The organism is Pseudomonas sp. gcc21 (assembly GCF_012844345.1).
In the GTDB taxonomy this organism is placed as follows: Bacteria; Pseudomonadota; Gammaproteobacteria; order Pseudomonadales; family Pseudomonadaceae; genus Halopseudomonas.
The window spans coordinates 1,445,702-1,467,696 of the sequence record NZ_CP051625.1; the positions used below are offsets into that span (position 1 = coordinate 1,445,702).

The following is a 21,995-nucleotide window of genomic DNA, read 5'->3' on the forward strand; positions in this document are numbered from 1 at the left end:
AAACTATGATCGGCCCGACGTTTTTCAGTACTTGGTACTGCACAGTGGAACAGAGCTACCTATCGGATTTCAGCATGGCTTTTCAGTGTTGGCGGTAGATTGCAATGTGCGCTGTTCCGAGCCACAGAGGTCGGCTCCTGCCGGCCGTTAATGACGGGAAAAGATATGGGTGCGCTGACAGGTATACGAGTGTTGGACCTGAGCCGGGTGCTGGCAGGGCCCTGGTGTGGCCAGATCCTGGCGGATCTTGGAGCCGAAGTGATCAAGGTAGAGCGTCCACGTAGTGGCGACGACACCCGTGGCTGGGGGCCGCCGTGGATGAAGGATCCTCAGGGCGAATGGACCACAGAAGCCTCGTATTACCAGTCAGCCAACCGTGGCAAGCGCTCGATCGCGATCGATCTGGCCAGCTCTGAAGGTCAGGAACTGGTGCGCGCCCTGGCAGCTGACTGCGACGTGCTGATCGAAAATTACAAAGCCGGCTCGCTGGCCAAATACGGTCTGGACTATCCCACTCTGGCCGAGATCAACCCTCGTCTGGTGTATTGCTCCATCACCGGGTTCGGCCAGACCGGCCCGCGGGCCGCCGAGCCGGGTTACGACTTCATCATTCAGGGTATGGGCGGATTGATGAGCATCACCGGTGAGCGTGACGATCTGCCCGGCGGCGGCCCGCAGAAAACCGGGGTAGCCTTTGCTGACCTGACCACCGGGCTGTATTCCACCATTGCCATTCAGGCTGCTTTGCTCAACCGAGAAAAGACCGGCCTCGGACAGCACTGCGACATGGCGTTGCTCGATGTTCAGGTGGCCACATTGGCCAACCAGAGCATGAACTATCTGGCTTCAGGCAAGGTACCGGGGCGCTACGGCAATGCGCACGCCAACATCGTGCCCTATCAGGTGTTCCGCGCCGCAGACCGCGACTTCATCATTGCCTGCGGCAACGACAGTCAGTTCATTGCGATGTGTAACGCCATCGGACTGCCGGAGCTGCCCGGCGATCCGCGTTTTGCGCGCAACGCCGACCGGGTCAAGCACCGCAGCGAAATCGTCGAGATTCTCTCCGCGCATTTCCTTACCGGCACAGCCGATGAATGGGTGAGCAAGATTCATCCGGTCAAGGTGCCGGTCGGGGCGATCAACAATATTGCACAGGCGCTGGATGAGCCGCAGGTAAAGGCGCGCGATATGCTGGTCAATATCCCGCATCCGCTGAATCAGGACTTCACCATGGTCGGCAGCCCGTTGAAACTGTCGGGCTCTCCGGTCGAGTATCACCGGCCCGCGCCGCTGTTGGGGCAGGATACTGATGACGTTTTACGTGAGCGCCTGAATCTGACAGCCGAACAGCTGGCCAGTCTGAAACAGCAAGGCGTGATTGAGCAGCACCAGTAAATTAAAGCCTGGTCTGTTGCCGCTATCGTCGCTCGCCCGGCGATACGGCAACCCGGCTGGCGGGCTAACCCGCCAGCCAGCGCTGGTAAACCGCGTCGGGCACCAGCCCTCCCCCGGTGCTCCACAACACATGTGTCGCGTTCGCAGGATCGACCTTATGTGTGGCGCACCATTCCCGTCCCGCCGTCGAATCGGACAGCCACCCCGGGCCAGCAAAACCGGCCGTAGCAGAGGGTTCCAGTTTCTCGCCGAGCAGCTTACCAGCGAGTGCCACGTACTCTCGCAATGCAGCATCCTTTACCGTAAACACGCCGGCCAGCCGGTCCTGCATACTCGCAGTCGCCAGCAACGAAGCCTGTCCGACTGCCAGCCCGTCGGCCAGCGTTCTGTTATCCAGACCGATGTCATACACCGACACGGGCGACACACTGCCTGAAGCCAGCTGTACCAGCACGCTCGGAGAATTCACCGGCTCGGCAAACCAGCAATGCACCCGGTCGCCGAATATCAGCTTCAGGCCAAAGGCGATTCCGCCCGGCGCACCGCCGACGCCGCAAGGCAGATAAACGATGAGAGGATGCTCCAGGGAAACCTCGATATTCTGTCTTTCCAGCTGCGCGGCGAGACGCCGCCCCGCCACCGCATAGCCGGTAAACAAAGATGCCGAACGCTCGTCATCGACAAAATGCGCATGGTCATCAGCCTCTGCTATGGCGCGCCCCGCCTTTACTGCACTGGCATAGTCACCATCATGCTCGACCACTTCGACGCCGCGCTCACGCAATAATTGTTTCTTCCATTCACTGGCATCGCTGGACATATGCACCTCGGCGCCAAACCCCAGCGCGCGGGATAACAACCCGACACTGATGCCCAGATTACCCGTGCTGCCCACTACCAGCCGATACTGTCCGAACCGCTCGCGCCAGACTGAATTGCCCAGCTCCGCGAATGACTGCCCATCCCACCCCAGCTGTCTGGCTGTGCGCTCGGCAAATTCCAGGACCTCGTGAAAACCGCCACGCGCCTTGACCGAGCCGGCCAGCGGCAGCTGATGATCCGCCTTGAGCAGCCAACGACCCGTCCCATTCAACGCATCGCGCACCGTATCCGCCGACAACAGGGGCGACTCGATCAGGCCTTCCGGGTGCTCCAGCTCGGCAATACGCCGCGCCAGCAACGGCCCGGCCTTGCTGAAGCGCTGTGCAGCCGCATCAACTTCTTCTGGCGTGACCGGATCCGACTGGGTGCGTAGCCCTGAATTCACCCACAATAATGGCTGCATCGCCTGCAACCGCTGCAGGAGATCTGGCGGAAGCGAGAACGGCACTTGCTTGCTATCTTCTGTCATGGAACCTCTGGATTCATGGCGGCAGCGTTTATCCTGCTCACCGGAGCTCTTTTGAGTCATCATAGTTGTAAATTCGCAACAGGAGCGCGCACATGCCTACCATCGGCTGGATTTTCATCGCCATCGCCGTGGCCACTCTGCTTGGCACGCTGTATATGCTGCGCAAGACCGCCAACAAGATGCCCATCGACCCTGAAACCATGAAGCGCGTCCAGGCACGCAAGGCCGAAATGGAAGCGCAGGAAGCACGCGAAAAGAACCGCGATTAAGGCTAGAATGGCCGATCTTCAGTCTCAAGCAGGTAGCCCTACAGCATGGTCAATTCCCTACAAGCCCAATTGCTCAAGGCCGGTCTGGTCGACGAGAAAAAGTTGAAACAGGCCCAGCGCGCCAAGAAGAAAGCCGCGAAGAACGAGCCGGACAAAGTGCATGACACCGCCGCAGCGGTGGAAAAAGCGCGCGCCGAAAAGGCAGAGCGTGATCGCCAGCTGAATGAGCAGCGCAAGCTGGAAAGTGCTCGCAAGGAAAGCGAAGCGCAGGTCAAACAGATCATTGAACAGGCGAAAATTGATCGGAGCGGCGGCGAAACCCCCTATCAGTTCGCCAGCAAGAACAAGATCAAGAAGATTCACGTGACCGACGAGCAGTTCAACCAGCTGAGCCGGGGCAAACTGGGGATTGTACGCCTGTCAGGCAAGTTCGAACTGATCCCGGTGGACGTTGCGCAGAAGGTCATGGAGCGCGCACCCCATTGGCCGGTAATCATTGCCAAGGTTGAAGACGAAACGCCGGCAGAGGACGATCCTTACGCGGCGTTCAAGGTGCCAGACGACCTGATGTGGTAACCAGGCGGGTTTTCGGTACTCATATCGAGGCTGCGGCGTGCTCTGTGCACGCCGCAATCAATTCAGACAAAAGAAGCAGCCGGAAAACGCATCAATCCTCGTCTTCTTCCTCGGTCTCTTCCGGCTCTTTCATTTTGCTGTCATCAACCAGGGATTCATCACGCTGCATGCGCTTTTGCTTGCTGCGTTCCTCCTCGCCTGCTTCGGCCGGGCATTCCAGCGGGAGCAGAAAGGTCTCGGATACGTCGATCAGGCCGATGTGTTCGATCGTGCGGCGGCCAATCAAAACCGGATAGGTCATGTCACCCCGGTCACGCAGCGAAAACTGCTCTTCATATACCTGATCACCCAGGCAGATCGACATCTTGACCACCGGACGCCGCTCCTTGCCACCGGCACCGCGTACCAGCACCCGGCGATACACCGGGCGCTCGAATTCCATCCGAACCAGCTCATCGGTATCGGCATCTTTCACCGGCACGTCATAGCGCACCCATTCCTTGCCTTTACGGGTGAAGGTCTCGATGTTGACTGCATGCATTGACGAGGTCAGTGCTCCGGAGTCCACCTTGAGTTTCACTGCCGCCAGTTCCGGCAGAATTCGCGCCTTCTCGATCCAGCCCACCACTACCTGCCCGCCGAGCTGCTCGGGCTTGACGGCGCTTTTGGCATCATCTTCCATGACTTCAGGTTCAGCATGAGCCTGGCCGGCCAGCGCCAGGGTGGCGGCGAAACACGCAGCCACGGAAAACTGTTTGATTGATAACCGCATAAAAGGTCCTAAGGAATGGCGACAGTGGTGGTAGACAGAGGAATCGTTCAAAAGTCCCAACGGCGGCGATTCTATATTATTTCTGAATACTGCGAATCAGTCTGACGAAGCGTCAGCCTGTGATAGGACTCGACATCTGCTCTTGGCCGCCCTACCCAAAGACCGCAGCCAACAAACCCATGGCGTCAAAAAACTGCGATTTCTGCGACAAAATGCCTCCAGATCTATCAGATGCAGCCGATAAGGCTGACAAGCCCAGCATAGCGGGCACGCTATCGTTGAGAACCAGCCGACTGCATGGAGCAGAATAATGAAAATGATGCGAACACTCAGGATTAACCAGCGGATCTGGCTGATCCTTATTGTCGCGCTGATCAGCCTGGCCCTCCTTTCGCTGAGCACGCTCCTCAGCATCAAGAAAGAATTGCGCCAGGCCGAAATTACCAAGGCCACCCATCTGGTCGACACCGCACATGATTTACTGGCCCACTACCACGACAAGCAGCTGCGTGGCGAGCTAAGCGAACAGGCTGCCCGCAAGGAAGCGATCGAGGCTCTGCGCGGGTTACGTTACGCCGGACAGGAATACTTCTGGGTGAATGACATGAATAACGTCATGATCATGCATCCCATGGCGCCGCAAACCGAAGGGATAGATCTGACCAAGATGGTAAGCCCCAACGGCGAACCCAATGTCATCGTCGAGATGACCCAAAAAGTCCGGGAACAAGGCTCGGCCTATCACGAATACAGCTGGGTGCGCCCTGGCGGCGTGCCCGGCGAAGACAAGGGGCTGGGCAAGATCGCTGCGTTCAAGCACTTCGAACCCTGGGGTTACATGGTTGGAACGGGGATTTTCGTTGCTGACATGGAAGCCAGGTTCCTCGGCGAAGTGAGAAAATTATTATTCTCAGCCCTGATCATTACGGCCCTGATGGCCACTACCTTGTATGTCATAGGGCGCAGCATTGCCAAGCCGCTGGATCAGGTCGTGCGCGCCATGCGCGACGTTGCCAGCGGCGAAGCCGATCTGACCCGCCGCCTGGCAGAAGATGCGCGTGATGAAGTCGGCATGATCGCCCGCCATTTCAATGCCTTCACCGCCAACCTTCAGGACATCGTGAGCCAGCTGGGCGATAACTCGCGGCAACTCAGCAGCGCCGGCCAGCAACTCGACCGTATCAGCGGCAGCAGCCTCGACGGCATGACACGGCAATCCGAGCGCATGGAGCAGATGGCAACGGCCATCAACGAAATCACCTACGGTGTACATGATATTGCGCAGAACGCGAGTTCCGCTGCGCAGGAAGTCGAGATCGCCAGCGAGGGCGCCAGTAATGGTCAGCTGCAGGTGAATAAAACCATCGAGCAGATTGACCATCTCTCCGAGAGCGTCGCCACTGCTGTGCAGCATATGCAGACGCTGTCCAACGATGCGCGGGATATTACCGCTGTGCTGGACGTCATCCGCAATATCGCCGAACAGACCAACCTGTTGGCGCTCAACGCAGCCATCGAAGCGGCACGGGCCGGGGAATCCGGACGTGGATTTGCGGTCGTCGCCGATGAGGTACGCAACCTGGCGCAGCGCACCCAGAAGTCGACTGAAGAGATCAACAACATGATCGCCCGACTGCAGAACAACACGCAGACCGTGGTCGAGGTCATAAACAGCAGTAGCCGCTATTCCGCCCTGAGTGTGGAGCAGGTCAACCACGCCGGCGAAGCACTGGCGCAGATCTCCCGATCCATGGAGCAGATGGTCGCCCTGAACGCCTCGATTGCCAGCGCCACAACGCAGCAATCAACCGTCGTGGAAGAGGTTAATCGCAACGTTATCGAAGCCGCCGACCTGGCCCGCGAAGCAACCGACGGCGCCCGTGAAACCGCCCAGGCCAGTCAGCATCTGGCCAATATCGGTCAGCGGATTGACTCGCTGGTCGGACGATTCAAGGTGTGAACCCGGGGGTGTAGCGCGCCTGCGCTACGCCAGCGGCTACAACAACATCAAACCCTGTCGGCGCGTCCGAACGCGGCCCGAGGCGCACGCCAACCTCGGGGGCAACCCAGCCCGGTGTGCCACCTTGGATTCCGGATGAAATATGCCGCGACTGGACGACCAATCCTGGGGGTGTAGCGCGCCTGCGCTACGCCGAGGGCTACAACAACATCAAACCCTGTCGGCGCGCAGGCGCACGCCAACCCCAGGGACAACCCAGCCCGGTGTGCCACCTTGGATTCCGGACGAAATATGCCGCGACTGGACGACCCATCCTGGGGGTGTAGCGCGCCTGCGCTACGCCGGGGTGCAGTCCAGTACGCCGAGGCTCAGTCCAACACCCCGGGGCTTAGCTCAGAGCACCACAATCAAGACTAACAATCTCAGCCTTTCCCAAGCGACACCAATACCCGTCGGTTCGCCGCCCTGCCCGCTTCCGTGCGGTTGTCTGCAATCGGATAACGCCCGCCATGAAAGCGCACGCTGATGATGTCCCGGTCAATCCCACGCTCGACCAGATATGCCTGCACCACCAAAGCACGTTGCCTGGAGAGCTCATGATTGGAAAGCCGATCACCATAGTTGTCGGAGTGTCCGTTTATCTCGATACGATCGATACCCGGATCCGCTTCCAGATAGGCAAGCACCGTGTCCAGAAACGCGCGGGCCTTGTGATCCAACGTCCGCTCGCCGCTGGCAAAGCGTATCGGGGTCGCCGCTATCTGATCCAGGTTCACCGGCAGCAAGCCGCTAACGCATTCCTGGAAATCGAGCCAGGCCTGCTGATAGCCGACACTGGACACGACTATGCGCACCGAAGCCTCCGAGCCGGCCCAACCGCTACGCTGAATGGTCGGATGAAACCCGCCGGCCAGGCCAGCCAGCATCTGACCAGCCTGCTGATACGGCACGGACATCACTGCGCCCTGCTGCACCACGGTTTCGCCCAGATAGCGCGCGGCACTCCCGTGGCGCCAGGGCGGCGCAGCGTTATATAAAGACGCCGATCCCGCGCGCATCAGGTTATCCCATGCCTTGAGCTGGAAGGTTGGCTGCTCACCGGCCCGGCGCACAAATACCGCTTCGCCGTAGCCGGTGACAGCCTGGCTCAACCGGCATTCAAACTGGTCGCCTTCGACTGCCCACTCGACATCTTCCATACGCGTCTCGTAGGTCGTCGCCAGAACAGGCAAAGCCAGCCCAAGCAGCGGTATAGCCAGATACAATCGAACCACGTAAATCTCCGGGCGATGAACTTTCCGTTGCGTAATTCATCGGCCGCACCAGCCGAAACTTTACTGATGTGTAGCGCGTGGTAACCGTCGTAGGCGGCTGGCAGCCGTGGCGGTGCTGTGACGTCCAGTGCGCGACAGAGGTCGCGTACAGGCAAAACCTGCGATAACCCTCGGTGTAAAATCGGGGCAATTCCGGTAGCATGGCGCCATTGCAACAGCCTGGAACATCGCAATGACCGACACCCTTACCCTCATTCGGCCGGACGACTGGCACATCCACCTGCGTGACGGCGATGTGCTCTCCGATACGGTCGCAGACGCCTCACGCGTATTCGGTCGGGCGATCATCATGCCAAATCTTGTGCCCCCCGTACGGGATGGCCAGCAAGCAGCGGCTTACAAGGCCCGGATTCTGGCCGCCCGCCCGGGTGACTCAGCGTTCGATCCATTGATGGTGTTGTATCTGACAGACCAGACCAGCCCGGAGATCATCCGTCAGGCCTGGAACAACAAGCAGGCCATCGCTGCAAAGCTGTACCCCGCCGGCGCCACCACCAACTCCGATTCCGGTGTCACCGCGCTGGAGAAGATCTACCCGGCGCTGGAAGCAATGGCCGAAGTCGGTATGCCGCTGCTGGTGCATGGCGAAGTGACCCACGCTGATGTCGATATCTTTGATCGTGAGAAAAGCTTCATCGACCAGCAGCTGGTTGGCCTGGTCGAACGCTTCCCCACACTCAAGGTAGTGTTTGAACACATCACGACTGCCGATGCCGTGGAGTTCGTACAGGGCGCTTCCGATCGCGTTGCAGCCACCATCACTGCGCATCACCTGTTGTATAACCGCAACCATCTGCTGGCAGGCGGGGTCCGCCCGCACTTCTATTGCCTGCCCATTCTCAAGCGCCAGCGTCATCAACAGGCGCTGGGTGATGCAGTCGTTACCGGTTCTCGCAAGTTCTTCCTGGGTACTGATTCGGCGCCGCACGCCGGCCATGCCAAGGAAGCTGCCTGCGGTTGCGCTGGCTGTTATACCGCTTATGCCGCGGTCGAGCTGTACGCTGAAGCATTCGACTCGCTTGGGGTACTGGACAAGCTCGAGGTCTTCGCCAGCTTCAACGGTCCGGATTTTTATGGCCTGCCGCGCAATACCGATCGTATTACCCTGGTTCGCGAGAGCTGGAATGCTCCGCACACGCTGCCGTTCGGAGGCCAGTCTGTGGTCCCGTTGCGTGCCGGCGAAACAATCAACTGGCGAGTTGTAGAATCGCCTGCAAGCTAAGGATCGCCAGTGAGCGAGTTTGAATTCGACGACAATATCGATAATGCAACCCAGGCCTCGGGCCCCAAGCCGCCCATGGCCTATCGCTTCCGCGGTTTTTTGCCGGTTGTAGTGGATGTCGAGACCGGCGGCTTCAATGCCGCTACCGATGCGTTGCTGGAAATAGCCGCCACCACCATCAGCATGGATGAAGACGGCATGGTCTACCCGGACCACACGCATTTCTTCCGCGTAGAGCCCTTCGAGGGCGCAAACGTCGAACCGGCCGCGCTGGAGTTCACCGGCATCAAGCTGGACCATCCGCTACGCATGGCGGTCAGCGAGCAACATGCATTGACCGAGATCTTCAAGCACATTCGCAAGGCGGTGAAATCTGCCGGATGCAAACGTGCAGTGCTGGTCGGACACAACGCCTTTTTCGACCTGGGTTTCGTCAACGCAGCAGTTGAACGCACCCAGATCAAGCGCAACCCCTTCCACCCCTTCTCCTGCTTTGATACAGCCACCCTGGGCGGTCTGGCCTACGGGCAAACCGTCCTGGCCAAGGCCTGCGCTGCGGCGGGGATCGACTTCGATGGCCGTGAAGCACATTCGGCGCGCTACGATACCGAGAAAACGGCGGATCTGTTCTGCGCCATCGTCAACCGCTGGCGGGAAATGGGCGGCTGGCCTCCAGTCTGAGACCATTCCGTACCTCCCCCGCAGCATTCAATCCAGACACCGGCAAGTGCTGGCCCTGAATGCTGCGGATCAACGCCTCCCCATCCCGCTTGCCCTCGCTTATTCAATTTCCCGATAACAACACCCTGGCTCGGTAACTTGCAGGAATGGTAAGCGGCGGCTATTTTCAGAGATGGCACTAAACTTCCGCTACACTTCAGTTGTTATTCCGGCAACAGCTAATAATTGGATGGAGGCGGCAGTGCGACACGCACGTCGATCTCGATCAGAAAAAGGAGTCATCCCTGATGAAACGCACTTCACTTGCCGTACTTTTTTCCGCCGCGATTGCCTGCGCTGGCATCACCGCTACCCCGGCAGTCGCTCAGGAAAACTTTGTCACCATAGGTACTGGCGGACAAACCGGCGTGTATTACGTTGTCGGCCAATCAGTGTGCCGGTTGATCAACCGCAACAGTAATGATCATGGAATCCGCTGTAATGCGCCGTCGAGCGGCGGTTCGGTAGCCAACGTCAACGCCATCCGCGGCGGCGAGATGGACATGGGCGTGGTCCAGTCCGACATTCAGTTCAAAGCCCACAAGGGTATCGAAAACTTTGAAGATGCCGGCGCCTTTGAAAAACTTCGCGCCATTTTTGCGCTGCACGGCGAGCCGCTTACTGTGGTTGCCCGCCGCGACGCCAATATCAACACGGTCAAGGACCTCAAGGGCAAGCGCGTCAATATCGGCAACCCGGGTTCGGGTCAGCGTGACACCATGGATGTGGTAATGGACGCTCTGGGCTGGACGCGTTCCGACTTCGCTCTGGCATCCGAGCTGGACGCAGCCGAGCAGGCCGCCGCGCTGGGTGACAACAACGTTGACGCCATGGTCTATGTTGCCGGGCACCCGAACGGCTCTATCCAGGAAGCCACCACCACCGTTGACTCGGTACTGGTCTCGGTATCCGGTGAGGAGATCGACAAGCTGATAGAGGAACGCCCTTACTACGCCAAGGCAACCATCCCGGGCGGCCTGTATCGCGGTAATGACAAAGATGTGGAGACCTTCGGTGTACGCGCCACGCTGGTCACCTCAGCCGACACCCCTGAAGAAACCGTCTACCAGACTGTGAAGGCCGTATTCGAGAACTTCGACCGGTTCAAGCGCCTGCATCCGGCTTTCGCAACACTGACCGAAGAAGAAATGATCAAGGAAGGTCTCTCCGTACCGCTGCACGATGGCGCAGTGCGCTATTACAAGGAACGAGGCTGGATGTAACCCTGTACCGGGCCGCTTATTGCGGCCCGCTTATTTTCTGGAACAGCTGACGCAGGGTCTGCCATGAGCGAACAGAATCTCCAACGCGACGAAGTGGATACCGAACTGGAGGATATGATCGCCTCCTCCGATACCGGTGCCCGTAAACCCGGTGGTTTTACCGGCAAATTGCTGGTCTGTATCGCGGCCACCTGGTCATTATTTCAACTGTGGATCGCCTCGCCATTGCCTTACATGGTGGGTTTCGGCGTGTTCAACAGCGCCGAGGCGCGTTCGATCCACCTGGCGTTCGCCGTGTTCCTCGGTTTTATGGCCTTCCCGGCGCTCAAGCGCTCACCCCGCGATCATGTGCCGATACTCGACTGGGTTCTCGCCCTGGTCGCGTCTTTCTGCGCAGCCTATCTGTTCATATTCTATTCCGAGCTGGCCAGCCGCCCCGGAAGCCCGACGACAACAGACGTTGTGGTAGGTGTAACCGGCCTGATCATGTTGCTTGAAGCAACCCGGCGTGCGCTCGGCCCGCCGCTGATGATCGTCGCCGCGATATTCATCATCTATTCCCTCGCCGGCCCCCATATGCCGGGGATTCTGGCGCACCGTGGCGTCAGCCTAGAAGCTCTCACCAACCATCAATGGCTGACCAGCCAAGGCGTGTTCGGTATCGCGCTAGGCGTCTCAACCAGCTTCGTGTTCCTGTTCGTTTTATTCGGTGCGCTGCTCGACAAGGCAGGCGCCGGCAACTATTTCATCAAGGTCGCGTTCTCGTTACTCGGTCACTACCGAGGTGGCCCGGCCAAGGCCGCGGTGGTGGCCTCAGGCATGACCGGCCTGATATCCGGTTCCTCCATCGCCAACGTAGTGACCACCGGCACCTTCACGATTCCGATGATGAAGCGCGTCGGCTTTTCCTCGGAGAAGGCCGGCGCGGTCGAGGTCGCCTCTTCGGTGAACGGCCAGATCATGCCGCCGGTAATGGGCGCGGCAGCCTTCCTGATGGTCGAATACGTGGGTATTTCCTACGTTGAAGTCATCAAGCATGCCTTCCTGCCAGCACTGATCTCATACATAGCACTGGTTTATATCGTGCATCTGGAAGCCATGAAGGCCGGCATGCAGGGGTTAGAGTCGAGCAACCCGCCCCGTCCTTTAGTGCGCAAGGTGCTTGGCTTCCTGACCGGCCTTTTATTACTGATGGGGTTGTCGCTGATCGTCTATTACGGCCTCGGTTGGCTCAAGCCGATTCTGGGTGACAGTGCCTTCTGGGTGATATCCGCAATCCTGATGGCGGTTTACATCGGGTTGCTGAAACTGGGTTCAAAGTATCCGGAGCTGGAACTGGACGATCCGGATTCGCCGGTGGTGAAGCTTCCGCAGACCCGCCCAACGGTGATGTCCGGCCTGCACTACATCCTGCCAGTGATCGTGCTGATCTGGTGCCTGATGGTTGAGCGGCTCTCGCCCGGCCTGTCCGCATTCTGGGCAACCGTATTCATGATCATCATCATCCTCACCCAGCGCCCCCTGATCGCCTTGTTTCGCGGCCAGAGCGCACTGGTTGACGACCTGAAACACGGGTTAAGCGACCTGTGGCAAGGGCTGGTCGCAGGTGCACGCAACATGATCGGCATCGGTATAGCTACAGCCACCGCCGGCATCATCGTTGGCGCAGTCTCACAGACCGGTGTGGGTCTGGTTCTGGCGGATCTGGTCGAGTTGCTGTCGATGGGCAATCTGATGCTGATGCTCATCCTGACCGCCCTGCTGAGTCTGATTCTGGGCATGGGATTGCCGACAACCGCGAACTACATCGTGGTCTCAGCGCTGCTCGCCCCTGTTGTAGTCACACTCGGTCAGCAGAACGGGTTGATCGTCCCCTTGATCGCCGTCCACCTGTTCGTATTTTTCTTCGGCATCATGGCCGACGTCACGCCTCCGGTTGGCCTGGCTTCCTTCGCCGCTGCTGCGGTGTCCGGCGGCGACCCGATCCGCACAGGTTTTCAGGCGTTCTATTACAGTCTGCGCACCGCCGCCCTGCCGTTCCTGTTCATCTTCAACACTGATCTTCTGTTGATTGATGTAAGTCTGTGGCACGGGGTCGTTGTCTTCATCATCGCGACAATTGCGATGCTCATCTTCGCCGCAGCAACCCAGGGCTGGCTGATAGTGCGCAACCGCTGGTACGAAAATATTCTCCTGCTTCTTGTGGCATTCACGCTGTTCCGGCCCGGCTTCTGGATGGACATAATCGATGACCCATACCAGTCAATTCCGCCCGCAGAACTGACCCAGGCGTTGGACCGAGTCGACGAGGGCAGTCACCTGCGCATGCAGGTATCTGGCCTGGACAAGATCGGCGATCCGCGCACTTTTCATTTGCTGGTCCCTGTGCCTGATGGCGCAACCGGAGAGGAAAAAATGGAGGAACTGGGCTTGATGCTGATGCAGGATGGCGAACGGACACTGGTGGACATGGTCACCTACGGCAGCCTCGCCGCCGATCTGGGGTTCGACTTCGATCAGGAAATCCTCGAAGTACTGGCGCCCGTGGACCGCATCGCCAAGGAGTGGATGTGGATACCCGGTCTGATGCTGTTCGCCATTATCGTCGGGCTGCAGTGGTCGCGCCGCAAGCCCACCGACACGCCACGAGTGGAGGCAACTGCCCGTGTATAACAAGATCCTGCTGGCCATCGACCTGAACCATAAGGCGTCCTGGCAGAAAGCGCTGCCAGTTGCGCTGGAGCTGTGCCGGGCCCACGAGGCTTCACTATTCATCGTCACCGTATTACCCGATTTTGGCCTGCCGCTGGTGGGCGGCTTCTTCCCCAAGGATTTCGCGGTAAAGGCCAGGAAGGCTTTCAGCGACAACCTCCGTGAGTTCGTCAAGGAGATGGTCCCCAAGGATGTGAAAGTGCAACGCGTGGTGGCAGACGGCAAACCCTATGAAGCAATACTGCGGGTCGCCAAGAAGCAGGGTGTAGACCTCATTGTCATGTCGTCACACAAACGCAAACGCCTTGAAGATTACGTTCTGGGCACCAACGCGCTACGCGTTGTGCAGCAGTCGAAACGGTCGGTCATGATTGTGCGGTAGCCCGTGTGGCATAACCGGCGAGTTGACGCCGGTTATGCCATCGTCTGGATCATCGGTGTGATAATGCGCCCTCTGCCTTTGGTCACTTCAAACCGCGTATTTATCGCCCCTTTCTTGTCTGAACCATCAAACTTTCGCTAACAATCCGAACAGCTTTAAGTGTTATGCTGCCTGCATTGTGCAACTTCCATGACCCACTACGATACACAGCAATACTCACTGCGCAATATAACTACATGTAGGTACGTATATATGAACAAAGTTGTATTGATTACTGGCTCTTCCTCCGGAATGGGCAAAGCAACAGCTTTATTGTTGGCTGAAAGTGGTTATACCGTTTATGCCGGGGTCCGGGATAACAGCGATGAATTGATGAGCGAAGCGCAGCGTCGCAAGCTGACAATCAACACCTTGAAGCTGGACGTACAGGACACCATCTCTATTCGCGATGCGGTCAGGTATATCATGGCCAGGGAAGGAAAGATCGACGTATTGGTGAACAACGCGGGCTTCGGACTGCTTGCCACGCTTGAGGACGGCACCGACGAAGAAATATTCAAGCAGTTCGATGTGAACGTATTCGGTCTGATCAAGATGACGCGGGAGGTGCTGCCCCATATGCGTCAGGCCGGTGGTGGCGTCATCATCAATATATCGTCGTTCCTCGGCAGGATGGGGCTGCCGTTGCTCGCCCACTACAATGCCAGCAAGTACGCGGTTGAGGGCATCACCGATTCGTTGCGCTTTGAAGTGGCGCCCTTCGGCATCCGCGTACACTCCATACTTGCCGGATTGTTCGGTACCAATTTCGTCAAGAAGGGCCTTGTTGCCAACGCTCGCACCACCAGTGAGGATTCGCCCTACAAGAACCTGGTCTCGCACTTCGTCCCGATTGTAGCCGCCGCAATCAATGAAGGCCCCTCACCTCAGCCAATCGCCGAAGCTGTAAAGAGCGTTATCGAGAATGCCGACAGCGACATTGCTATCAAAGTAGGCACCGAAGCCGAGCAATTCGTGCCTCTGCGCAAGAGTATGGACGACAAAACATTTGAATCCAAAGTGAAGAAGACCTTCGGTCTCTGATGAACAAACCGGCGCTATATAGCGCCGGTTTACTCCAGGGCTTCGTCAGTTAGGAGCCTCTAAAGAACGTGGCGAGCGAAGATCAGGCAAGGCGAAATCCGACGAAAAACGGACCGGGCCGGCGTACCAGTTTACATGTTGTAAACGAGCATTTTGAGACGCCGAGTTTCGGGAAGATTTCAACGCAGTATGGCCGAGCGCAGTAGTTATGCAGAGGTCCCTTAAAGCGCATGCCGGGATATATGTTTCGATATCTCCACAATCGCTGTCCTGCCGGTAAATTCGAACTGCACTTTGCCCAGTGAAGAAAAATATATTTGCAGTTCGGAATCAATATCGAAGGTGCCGGAGGTTTCAATTGAATACGCCACGATGTCCTTGTAGGGCAAAGAGGTGAAATCCCTTTTACTTCCGGTCAGTCCTTTCACATTGACCGCGATGATGCGCTTATTGGTAAATACCACGCCATCGCGCATGGATTTGTACGAGTCGATAACCTGCTCGCCCTCCATCAGCAGCTCGGCCACCCTGTCTGCATATTCCATATTCTGTTTGAGCTTGAAGAAACCCTTGTTTTCGAAATCGATCATTGCGCAACCTTGTCTTCACAGCGTTTGATAACGCCACTGGATGGGAATTCGCGCGCCATACCGCAGCGGGCGCCTCGGAACAGTGTCGCGAACCTGGGCAGGGTTGGCCAGTGTCTTGTGCATATGGATTGCCAGGCAAACCCGAATCCCCCCTAACCCCCCTTTTTCAAAGTGGGGGACCGTTTGTGCAGGCTTGAAGATCCATGTCGTTCTGAGAGATCGGCTCATACCGGGAATACAACACCGGCCGCAGCTAACCAGCTACACACTTTTGCAATACTCAGCCACATGTAAGCGCCAGTGCCTGGGCCCATAGTCTGCCGCTGCTCGGACCAGTCCCCCACTTTGAAAAAGGGGGGTTAGGGGGGATTCAGCTTTATTTGTTAGCGTCCCGATAAAGGTCCAGTCATATCCTGTCGTAACAGCCTCAGGATAAACATACCCGTGCAGCCAGCTCCGTTTAATCGTGCCAACGAAACCGGTGCAAGCTGCGCTCCGCTCCTCGCTTACTGCCTGTCAAAAACCGTGATGGTAACCGACGAAAGCCCCGGGGTGATGGTTCCAACGAATTCGCGATCGTTCAGCCAAGCATATCTGCCTGAAGTGCTCGTCTCGAACAATGGGAGTGTCAACGATGAATTGCCATAGTCGCCACAGTTTCGCACCACGATGGTTTCGCCATCACTGGTCTGCAAGGTGTAACGGGCCTCCAGGCTAAGGTCACCGTCAACTGTCAGTTGATAATCCGCTCCGCCCGGGTTGACCTCTCCGGCAAAATCGCCGGAAAAACTGCCCCCAGTGATTGGAATAATGCGCCGCGAGCCGTACTTCGAATCCCCTATGCTTTGGAACCCGCCAATGCCAACTCTGGCCTGCAGCACCTGGTTGCCGCTATCCGCACCAGCAGGAAGCGCCGGACAATCCCAAGATTGTTGGCGCAGCCCATTATCACTGGGTGTCGTCACGACCTGATCATTGCTGCCTGGCTGTGGATTCTGGTACACACTCAGACGGACTCCTTCCTCCGTCTGCTCTCTGACGCCCACGTAAATGCCGTCGTGCAACCAACTCACGGCACTGTTGTTGGGTGCTTCAAAATCCGCCACGAAACGAATGCTGTCACCGTCGGCCACACCGCAATTACGCATATATATCTGCGTCCCGTCAGCCGTTCGGATGGTATAGCGGCTTTCATGCTCAACCGCCCCGCTCGGCAATGCCAGGTTGAAATCAAGCGCGCCGGACTGGATGCTGCCATTCAGATCGCTACTGGTGTCATTGAGCCGCCCGCCATTGACGTTCACCACGCTGCGTTGGCCATAAGGCGTCTGTCCCAGATCTTTGACGCTGCCTGTGGGTAACAGCGCGGTAAACAACAGTTCGCCACTTCTGGGGTCCGGAATCCCGCCGGGCATGCCGCAGTCCCAGCTGCGATCCGGGACGATGGTTGTGCGCCGGTCTTGTGGCGGCTCCTCACAGGCTATATTTCCGCAATCATCGTCATCATCTACTTCGCCGCTAAGCACAACGTTGCGCAATTCTGCCCGATCGAAATAGGTGTTGGCATTGAGGCTGAAACGCAGCCTGAGCTCGTTGTCAGCCTGCGGGAGGGAAAGAGTCGTATTACCTGATGCAGTGCGCGAAGACTCCACAACGGTGAAAGCGCTGCCGTCGACAGACACCTCGACGTTCAAGGACTCACCAACATCCAGACCAAAGGTTTCCCGCGTATAAGTCAGCGACAAGTTGCTAGCACCCTGTGTACGAATAACACCAGAGGTGATGGCAGATGTCGCGGCAAAACTGCCATGCAGCCGCGCATAACCATTGTTTAGCGTAACGCGCCCGTCCGTGGTGAAGCCCTTGTCATCGCCGGAGAAATTTTCTTCGTACAGCACATCCGAAACGGCATACGGAGCGGCGCAAACCAGCGCCAGCCCAGCGACACCTTGCCGGATCCGCCCGGCCGGAGAAAGTGCCGCCAACCGCGATCTATCCATATCATTCATAACGTCGTCGTCCTCAGTTGATTGAAGTGAGTCATACGCCGATTCGATGAAGTGAACGATCATTCCGTTCCTGCGAGCTTAGTGGAACCTCGACTGAGTCTCAGGCGGCATACGGGACGAAACCCGAATCCCCCCCTAACCCCCCTTTTTCAAAGTGGGGGGACTGGTCCGAGCAGCTGCAGACTATGGGCCCAGGCACTGGCGCTTACATGTGGCCGGGTATTGCAAAAGTGTGTAGCTGGTTAGCTGCGGCCGGTGTTGTATTCCCGGTATGAGCCGATCTCTCAGAACGACATGGATCGTCAAGCCTGCACAAACGGTCCCCCACTTTGAAAAAGGGGGGTTAGGGGGGATTCAGATTGTAAAAAATCAACCACCAGCCTCCCGCTGCTGGTTAGCCCAAAGCTGCGCGTAAGCCCCGTTCAACGCCAATAGATCCGTATGATTCCCCTGCTCGACTACCCGCCCTTGCTCGAGCACCAGGATATTGTCAGCGTGCACGATGGTGGAAAGCCTGTGCGCTATCGCCAGGGTCGTGCGGCGACGCGATATCTGATTCAGTGAGTCCAGAATTAGTCGCTCAGCATGGGTATCCAATGAAGATGTCGCTTCATCCAGTATCAAGATGGCCGGATCCTTGAGTAATACCCTGGCAATCGAAATGCGCTGCTTCTCGCCCCCGGACAATTTCAGCCCACGCTCGCCCACCTGGGTATCCAGTCCCTGCGGCAATCGGCTGACAAAGTCCTCCAGTTGCGCCATACGCAGTACGCGCCAGATTTCATCCTCACTCGCACCCGGGCTTCCGTAGGCGATGTTGTAGCCAATGGTGTCGTTGAATAGCACCGTATCCTGAGGGACCACGCCGATAGCGCGGCGCAGGCTGTCCTGGGTGACCGAACGTATGTCCTGACCATCGATACGGATGGCGCCCTGGCTGATGTCATAAAACCGAAACAGCAGGCGCGCCAGGGTGGATTTGCCAGCACCGCTGGGGCCGACGATAGCGAGTGTTTGCCCCGCCGGAATCTCGAAGGTCACGTTGTCTAAGATCAACCGTTCTTCATCATAGGCATGGCTGACTCCCTCGAACTGAACCGCCCCGCCGTGCAGGGTAAGCGCAGTAGCATCCGGCGCGTCAGCCACCTTCACAGGCGTGCCCAGCAGACCGAACAGTCGCTCGATATTGGTCAACGCCTCGCGGATCTCGCGATAGATGAATCCCAGAAAATTCAGCGGAATGAACAGCTGGATCATATAGGCGTTGATCATCACGAATTCGCCCAACGACATATCGCCGCTCGCCACCTGCCCCGCCGCCATGAACATCATCAGTGTGACTGATCCAGCGATGATAAACGCCTGCCCGGAATTCAACGCCGCCAGTGACAGGCGGTTCTTCATCCGCGCAGCTTCCCACCCTGCAAGGTAGCGATCATATTCCTGCGCCTCGAATGCCTCATTGCCGAAATACTTCACCGTTTCGTAGTTCAGCAGGCTATCCACCGCCCGGGTGTTGGAGCGGTTGTCCATCCTGTTACTCTCGCGCACAAAATGGTTGCGCCACTCGGTGCACCAGATCGAGAACCCACCATAAATCAGCACCGCGCCGAGCACTGTTAGCGCATACATGGAGCTGAAATTGATCAGCAAGATGACTGCAATCAAGCCAATCTCGACCAAGGTCGGCAGAATGTTGAACACCATGAAGCGCAACAGGAAACTGATTCCGCTGGTGCCGCGCTCTATGTCGCGTGCCAGCCCACCGGTACGTCGCGACAGATGGAATCCGAGATCGAGTCGGTGCAGGTGCTCGAACACCCGCAGCGAGACGCGCCGCATCGCACGCTCCGCTACCCGCGCAAACACGGCATCGCGCAGCTCGGAAAAGAACACCGAGGAAAAGCGCAGCAATCCGTAAGCCGCCAATAGGGCTACCGGGACCAGCACCAGCGCATCGGTTGCCGATTCGAAGTGCTCGACGATGAGCTTCAGCATCCACGGCACCGCCACGCCCGCCAGCTTGGCGATCAGCAAAAAGCCCATAGCGAGCGCGACGCGGCCACGAAATTCTGTCAGATAGGGAATGAGGCTGGAGATGATTCTCCAGTTGACCGGACCACCGGCGTATTGACTGTCACTGCTTGGGCGCACGCGGGATTCCTGTTACTGCGGAAAATGCACAGTATAGGGCCAGGTGCTCGGGGAATGCTGGTTCTGGTGCGGCGTCGCTTGCATTGACGTTAAAGCAGTACACGGCAAACCCCAAATCCCCCTAGCCCCCTTTGCCAAAGGGGGAACGTTCGAGTGGCTGATGACTTTGGCGTTTATTTGATATTGCATGCCGGCGTCTGGCTGGCTTGTAAATGCAGCACTGTGCAAACTCAGATGCAGACTAGCTCCAGAAATCCAAGATTGGCTATGGCCGTGCGGATGGAGACAAAACCCGAATTCCCCTAGCCCCTTTGTCAAAGCGGAACGTTCGAGTGGCTGATGACGTTGGCGTTTATCTGATATTGCACGCCGGCGTCTGGCTGGCTTGTAAATGCGGCACTGTGCACACTCAGATGCAGACTAGCTCCAGAAATCCAGGATTGGCTATGGCCGTGCGGATGGAGACAAAACCCGAATTCTCCTAGCGCCTTTGCCAAAGGGAGAACGTTCGAGTGGCTGATGACGTTGGCGTTTATCTGATACTGCATGCAGGCGTCTGGCTGGCTCTTCAGGGTTGCGATGCTGATTAAAGCCACAACAGCTACAACTACAACTACAACTACAACTACAACTACAACTACAACTACAACTACAACTACAACTACAACTACAACTATCAGGCTGACACCAACACCCGCAGCAACGCAAAACCAGTCCCCCACTTTGGAAAAGGGGGGTTAGGGGGGATTCAACGGTTAGCACACCAAAGCCAGCCAAACCCCACCCAACCTCGCTCAGCCCGCTTACTCTTCCTGCGGAATCGGTTCTATATTGCGGTCCCAGCCGACCAGCAACAAGGTGGTTGCGATACCAAACAACAGCCCGATCCACGGCTCGAAGAAGGCTAACCCGGCGCCGATGAGCAGCACCGCGCCGCGGGAGGCGTTGTTGCGCGGTATAGCCATGGCGATATACGCACAGGCGAAACCGGTCAGTACCAGCGTAAGCGAGAGCGCGATCCCCAGCAGTGGCCGCAGCCCTGTGAGCAGCGGCAGCACGAAGAACAACAGCGGAATGCCCATCGCATAGTAGGACGCCAGGCCGCTGTGCAAACTGTCCATTGCTGCTTTGCCGGACTTCCAGCGCTGCATGACGATCACATGCACGCCAACCCACATTGAGCCCTGGGTCGGGAAGAACGGGGCAGCAACGCCCATCAGTGCATTGCGAATGGCCATCGAAAGGTGTGAACGGGTGGGATTGATGTCGATGTGCTCATCCTTGCGCGTCTGCAGCCCCTCACGGATGATCTCGTTGCCGGTAACCAAATCACCGAAGAAAATCACGTAGGTAATCAGCGCCAGCGGCATGCTCTGGACGAACATGTCCAGGCTCGGCCAGCCGATCATGAACGGCGATACCTTGGCCCAGGTCTCCATCACCGGCGGCACCATGAAACCCCATTGGATATCGTATGTGACCTCACCGACCATTGGCCCGATCACGGCGGCCAGGATGAACCCGGGCAGTAAACCGAGCGCGCCCAGCAGCGCGAAGAACCGATAGTTTTCCTTGAGCTTCTGCATCGGTAGAGAAAAAGCGAATATCAGACAGACCGCGCAGGCCAGCGTGGTCGCGATCGGCTGCTGCAGCAGGAAGCGTTCGGCATCGTCGATGAACACGCGCTTCAGCGCAGCAATCGCCGCACCAAGAATAATCCCTGCCTTGAGCGTATCCGGCAGCCAGAAAACGAATTTCTTGCCCAGCCCGGTTACCCCGAGCACAAACAACAACAGCGCAAAGTTGAGCGACACCGCGGTCATCGCTTGGAAGCGCATGGTTGGATCTTCGTAATTGCCCAGCACGAAAGCCAGCACCAGCGGCAGCGCCGGGGTAATCCAGCCCGGCGCATAGGGTTCTCCGAACACAATGAGGGCCGAGCCTATCAATATCGAGTGAATCATCGAGACTGCGACGGCCTCTTCGAAGCTGAGGCCGAAGAACATGGTCATCAACGGGATCAGCGACAGTCCCGTCGCCGCAGCGATGAACAGCCCCTGCAGGGCTTCCTGCCAGTAGAAGCGGGTGTGGTAGAAAGGTAAGCGGAAGGTAAACGGACCCCAGCGCCAGCCGGGCAATTCGGGTTGCGACATCTCGTACTCCTGGGCTTTATATTATTCTTGTCGGTCGGACAGATTCCATTTCTGTCCAGGACGCGTAGCATTATGCCGCTTTGTCCG

17 protein-coding genes and 1 pseudogene are annotated in these 21,995 nt (G+C 57.7%); 11 read left to right on the forward strand and 7 right to left on the reverse strand.

The genetic code is table 11. The annotated features are described in order from the left end of the window. Nucleotides 1–165: 165 nt before the first annotated feature. Nucleotides 166–1,398 carry a CaiB/BaiF CoA-transferase family protein gene (locus HG264_RS06780; protein WP_169406953.1) on the forward strand — a complete coding sequence of 411 codons (1,233 nt, stop codon included), beginning with the start codon at nucleotides 166–168 and terminating at the stop codon, nucleotides 1,396–1,398. Nucleotides 1,399–1,462: 64 nt separating this feature from the next. Here the strand turns inward: HG264_RS06780 and HG264_RS06785 are convergent, their stop codons facing one another. Next, the gene (locus tag HG264_RS06785; protein WP_169406954.1) at nucleotides 1,463–2,749 is read right to left on the reverse strand and encodes a D-serine ammonia-lyase; all 1,287 of its coding nucleotides are present in this window, start codon (nucleotides 2,747–2,749) and stop codon (nucleotides 1,463–1,465) included. 92 nt (nucleotides 2,750–2,841) lie between these two features. Between HG264_RS06785 and HG264_RS06790 the strand changes: the two genes are divergently transcribed. Further along, complete coding sequence (locus HG264_RS06790) at nucleotides 2,842–3,018, forward strand: DUF2897 family protein (RefSeq protein WP_169406955.1); 177 nt, start codon at nucleotides 2,842–2,844, stop codon at nucleotides 3,016–3,018. 45 nt (nucleotides 3,019–3,063) lie between these two features. Further along, nucleotides 3,064–3,594, forward strand: a complete 531-nt coding sequence (locus tag HG264_RS06795; protein WP_169406956.1) for a DUF2058 domain-containing protein — start codon at nucleotides 3,064–3,066, stop codon at nucleotides 3,592–3,594. 91 nt (nucleotides 3,595–3,685) lie between these two features. Here HG264_RS06795 and HG264_RS06800 read toward each other — a convergent pair whose 3' ends face one another. Then, nucleotides 3,686–4,366 (reverse strand): ATP-dependent zinc protease, encoded by a 681-nt coding sequence (locus tag HG264_RS06800; RefSeq protein WP_256663800.1) that lies wholly within the window; start codon nucleotides 4,364–4,366, stop codon nucleotides 3,686–3,688. Nucleotides 4,367–4,685: 319 nt separating this feature from the next. On the opposite strand from HG264_RS06800, the pseudogene HG264_RS18805 reads away from it, so the two are divergent. Together HG264_RS18805 and HG264_RS18810 are read left to right on the forward strand one after the other, a co-directional pair. Continuing rightward, a pseudogene (locus HG264_RS18805) lies at nucleotides 4,686–5,471 on the forward strand (cache domain-containing protein); the annotation flags it as partial. A 129-nt stretch (nucleotides 5,472–5,600) separates the two neighbouring features. Continuing rightward, nucleotides 5,601–6,326 (forward strand): methyl-accepting chemotaxis protein, encoded by a 726-nt coding sequence (locus tag HG264_RS18810; protein ID WP_372240224.1) that lies wholly within the window; start codon nucleotides 5,601–5,603, stop codon nucleotides 6,324–6,326. Between the two features lie 422 nt (nucleotides 6,327–6,748). Here the strand turns inward: HG264_RS18810 and HG264_RS06810 are convergent, their stop codons facing one another. Continuing rightward, entirely contained in the window at nucleotides 6,749–7,600 is an 852-nt protein-coding gene (locus tag HG264_RS06810; protein ID WP_169406958.1) for an OmpA family protein, read from the reverse strand. A 232-nt stretch (nucleotides 7,601–7,832) separates the two neighbouring features. Between HG264_RS06810 and pyrC the strand changes: the two genes are divergently transcribed. The 6 genes from pyrC (at nucleotide 7,833) to HG264_RS06840 (ending at nucleotide 15,002) form a co-directional block, all read left to right on the forward strand. Then, nucleotides 7,833–8,882: a dihydroorotase gene (pyrC, locus tag HG264_RS06815; protein ID WP_169406959.1), complete on the forward strand. Its 1,050-nt coding sequence runs from the start codon at nucleotides 7,833–7,835 to the stop codon at nucleotides 8,880–8,882. 9 nt (nucleotides 8,883–8,891) lie between these two features. Further along, on the forward strand, nucleotides 8,892–9,563 hold the full coding sequence (gene rnt, locus HG264_RS06820; protein ID WP_372240206.1) for a ribonuclease T: 672 nt from the start codon (nucleotides 8,892–8,894) through the stop codon (nucleotides 9,561–9,563). Nucleotides 9,564–9,850: 287 nt separating this feature from the next. Then, on the forward strand, nucleotides 9,851–10,825 hold the full coding sequence (locus HG264_RS06825; RefSeq protein ID WP_169406960.1) for a TAXI family TRAP transporter solute-binding subunit: 975 nt from the start codon (nucleotides 9,851–9,853) through the stop codon (nucleotides 10,823–10,825). Between the two features lie 63 nt (nucleotides 10,826–10,888). After that, a complete protein-coding gene (locus HG264_RS06830; RefSeq protein ID WP_169406961.1) occupies nucleotides 10,889–13,498 on the forward strand; it encodes a TRAP transporter permease in 2,610 nt (869 codons plus the stop codon). Beyond that, a complete protein-coding gene (locus HG264_RS06835) occupies nucleotides 13,491–13,919 on the forward strand; it encodes a universal stress protein (RefSeq protein WP_169406962.1) in 429 nt (142 codons plus the stop codon). The genes HG264_RS06830 and HG264_RS06835 overlap by 8 nt, the downstream gene beginning before the upstream one ends. A gap of 252 nt (nucleotides 13,920–14,171) precedes the next feature. Then, the gene (locus HG264_RS06840) at nucleotides 14,172–15,002 is read left to right on the forward strand and encodes an SDR family oxidoreductase (RefSeq protein WP_169406963.1); all 831 of its coding nucleotides are present in this window, start codon (nucleotides 14,172–14,174) and stop codon (nucleotides 15,000–15,002) included. A 221-nt stretch (nucleotides 15,003–15,223) separates the two neighbouring features. On the opposite strand, the gene HG264_RS06845 is transcribed toward HG264_RS06840, so the two are convergent. From HG264_RS06845 to HG264_RS06860, 4 genes are all read right to left on the reverse strand, one after another. Next, complete coding sequence (locus HG264_RS06845) at nucleotides 15,224–15,592, reverse strand: PH domain-containing protein (protein ID WP_169406964.1); 369 nt, start codon at nucleotides 15,590–15,592, stop codon at nucleotides 15,224–15,226. A 506-nt stretch (nucleotides 15,593–16,098) separates the two neighbouring features. After that, complete coding sequence (locus HG264_RS06850) at nucleotides 16,099–17,601, reverse strand: DUF3237 family protein (protein WP_169406965.1); 1,503 nt, start codon at nucleotides 17,599–17,601, stop codon at nucleotides 16,099–16,101. A 369-nt stretch (nucleotides 17,602–17,970) separates the two neighbouring features. Beyond that, a complete protein-coding gene (locus HG264_RS06855) occupies nucleotides 17,971–19,755 on the reverse strand; it encodes an ABC transporter ATP-binding protein/permease (RefSeq protein ID WP_169406966.1) in 1,785 nt (594 codons plus the stop codon). Between the two features lie 803 nt (nucleotides 19,756–20,558). Next, a complete protein-coding gene (locus HG264_RS06860; RefSeq protein WP_169406967.1) occupies nucleotides 20,559–21,908 on the reverse strand; it encodes a hypothetical protein in 1,350 nt (449 codons plus the stop codon). Between the last annotated feature and the right edge of the window lie 87 nt (nucleotides 21,909–21,995).

Coding starts and splice junctions, on each gene's coding strand:
- HG264_RS06825 (WP_169406960.1), top strand. CDS start 9,851: ATGAAACGCACTTCACTTGCCGTACTTTTTTCCGCCGCGATTGCCTGC.
- HG264_RS06795 (WP_169406956.1), top strand. CDS start 3,064: ATGGTCAATTCCCTACAAGCCCAATTGCTCAAGGCCGGTCTGGTCGAC.
- HG264_RS06845 (WP_169406964.1), bottom strand. CDS start 15,592: ATGATCGATTTCGAAAACAAGGGTTTCTTCAAGCTCAAACAGAATATG.
- HG264_RS06800 (WP_256663800.1), bottom strand. CDS start 4,366: ATGCGGTTATCAATCAAACAGTTTTCCGTGGCTGCGTGTTTCGCCGCC.
- pyrC (WP_169406959.1), top strand. CDS start 7,833: ATGACCGACACCCTTACCCTCATTCGGCCGGACGACTGGCACATCCAC.
- HG264_RS18810 (WP_372240224.1), top strand. CDS start 5,601: ATGGCAACGGCCATCAACGAAATCACCTACGGTGTACATGATATTGCG.
- HG264_RS06840 (WP_169406963.1), top strand. CDS start 14,172: ATGAACAAAGTTGTATTGATTACTGGCTCTTCCTCCGGAATGGGCAAA.
- HG264_RS06785 (WP_169406954.1), bottom strand. CDS start 2,749: ATGACAGAAGATAGCAAGCAAGTGCCGTTCTCGCTTCCGCCAGATCTC.
- HG264_RS06860 (WP_169406967.1), bottom strand. CDS start 21,908: ATGTCGCAACCCGAATTGCCCGGCTGGCGCTGGGGTCCGTTTACCTTC.
- HG264_RS06830 (WP_169406961.1), top strand. CDS start 10,889: ATGAGCGAACAGAATCTCCAACGCGACGAAGTGGATACCGAACTGGAG.
- HG264_RS06850 (WP_169406965.1), bottom strand. CDS start 17,601: ATGAATGATATGGATAGATCGCGGTTGGCGGCACTTTCTCCGGCCGGG.
- HG264_RS06780 (WP_169406953.1), top strand. CDS start 166: ATGGGTGCGCTGACAGGTATACGAGTGTTGGACCTGAGCCGGGTGCTG.
- HG264_RS06790 (WP_169406955.1), top strand. CDS start 2,842: ATGCCTACCATCGGCTGGATTTTCATCGCCATCGCCGTGGCCACTCTG.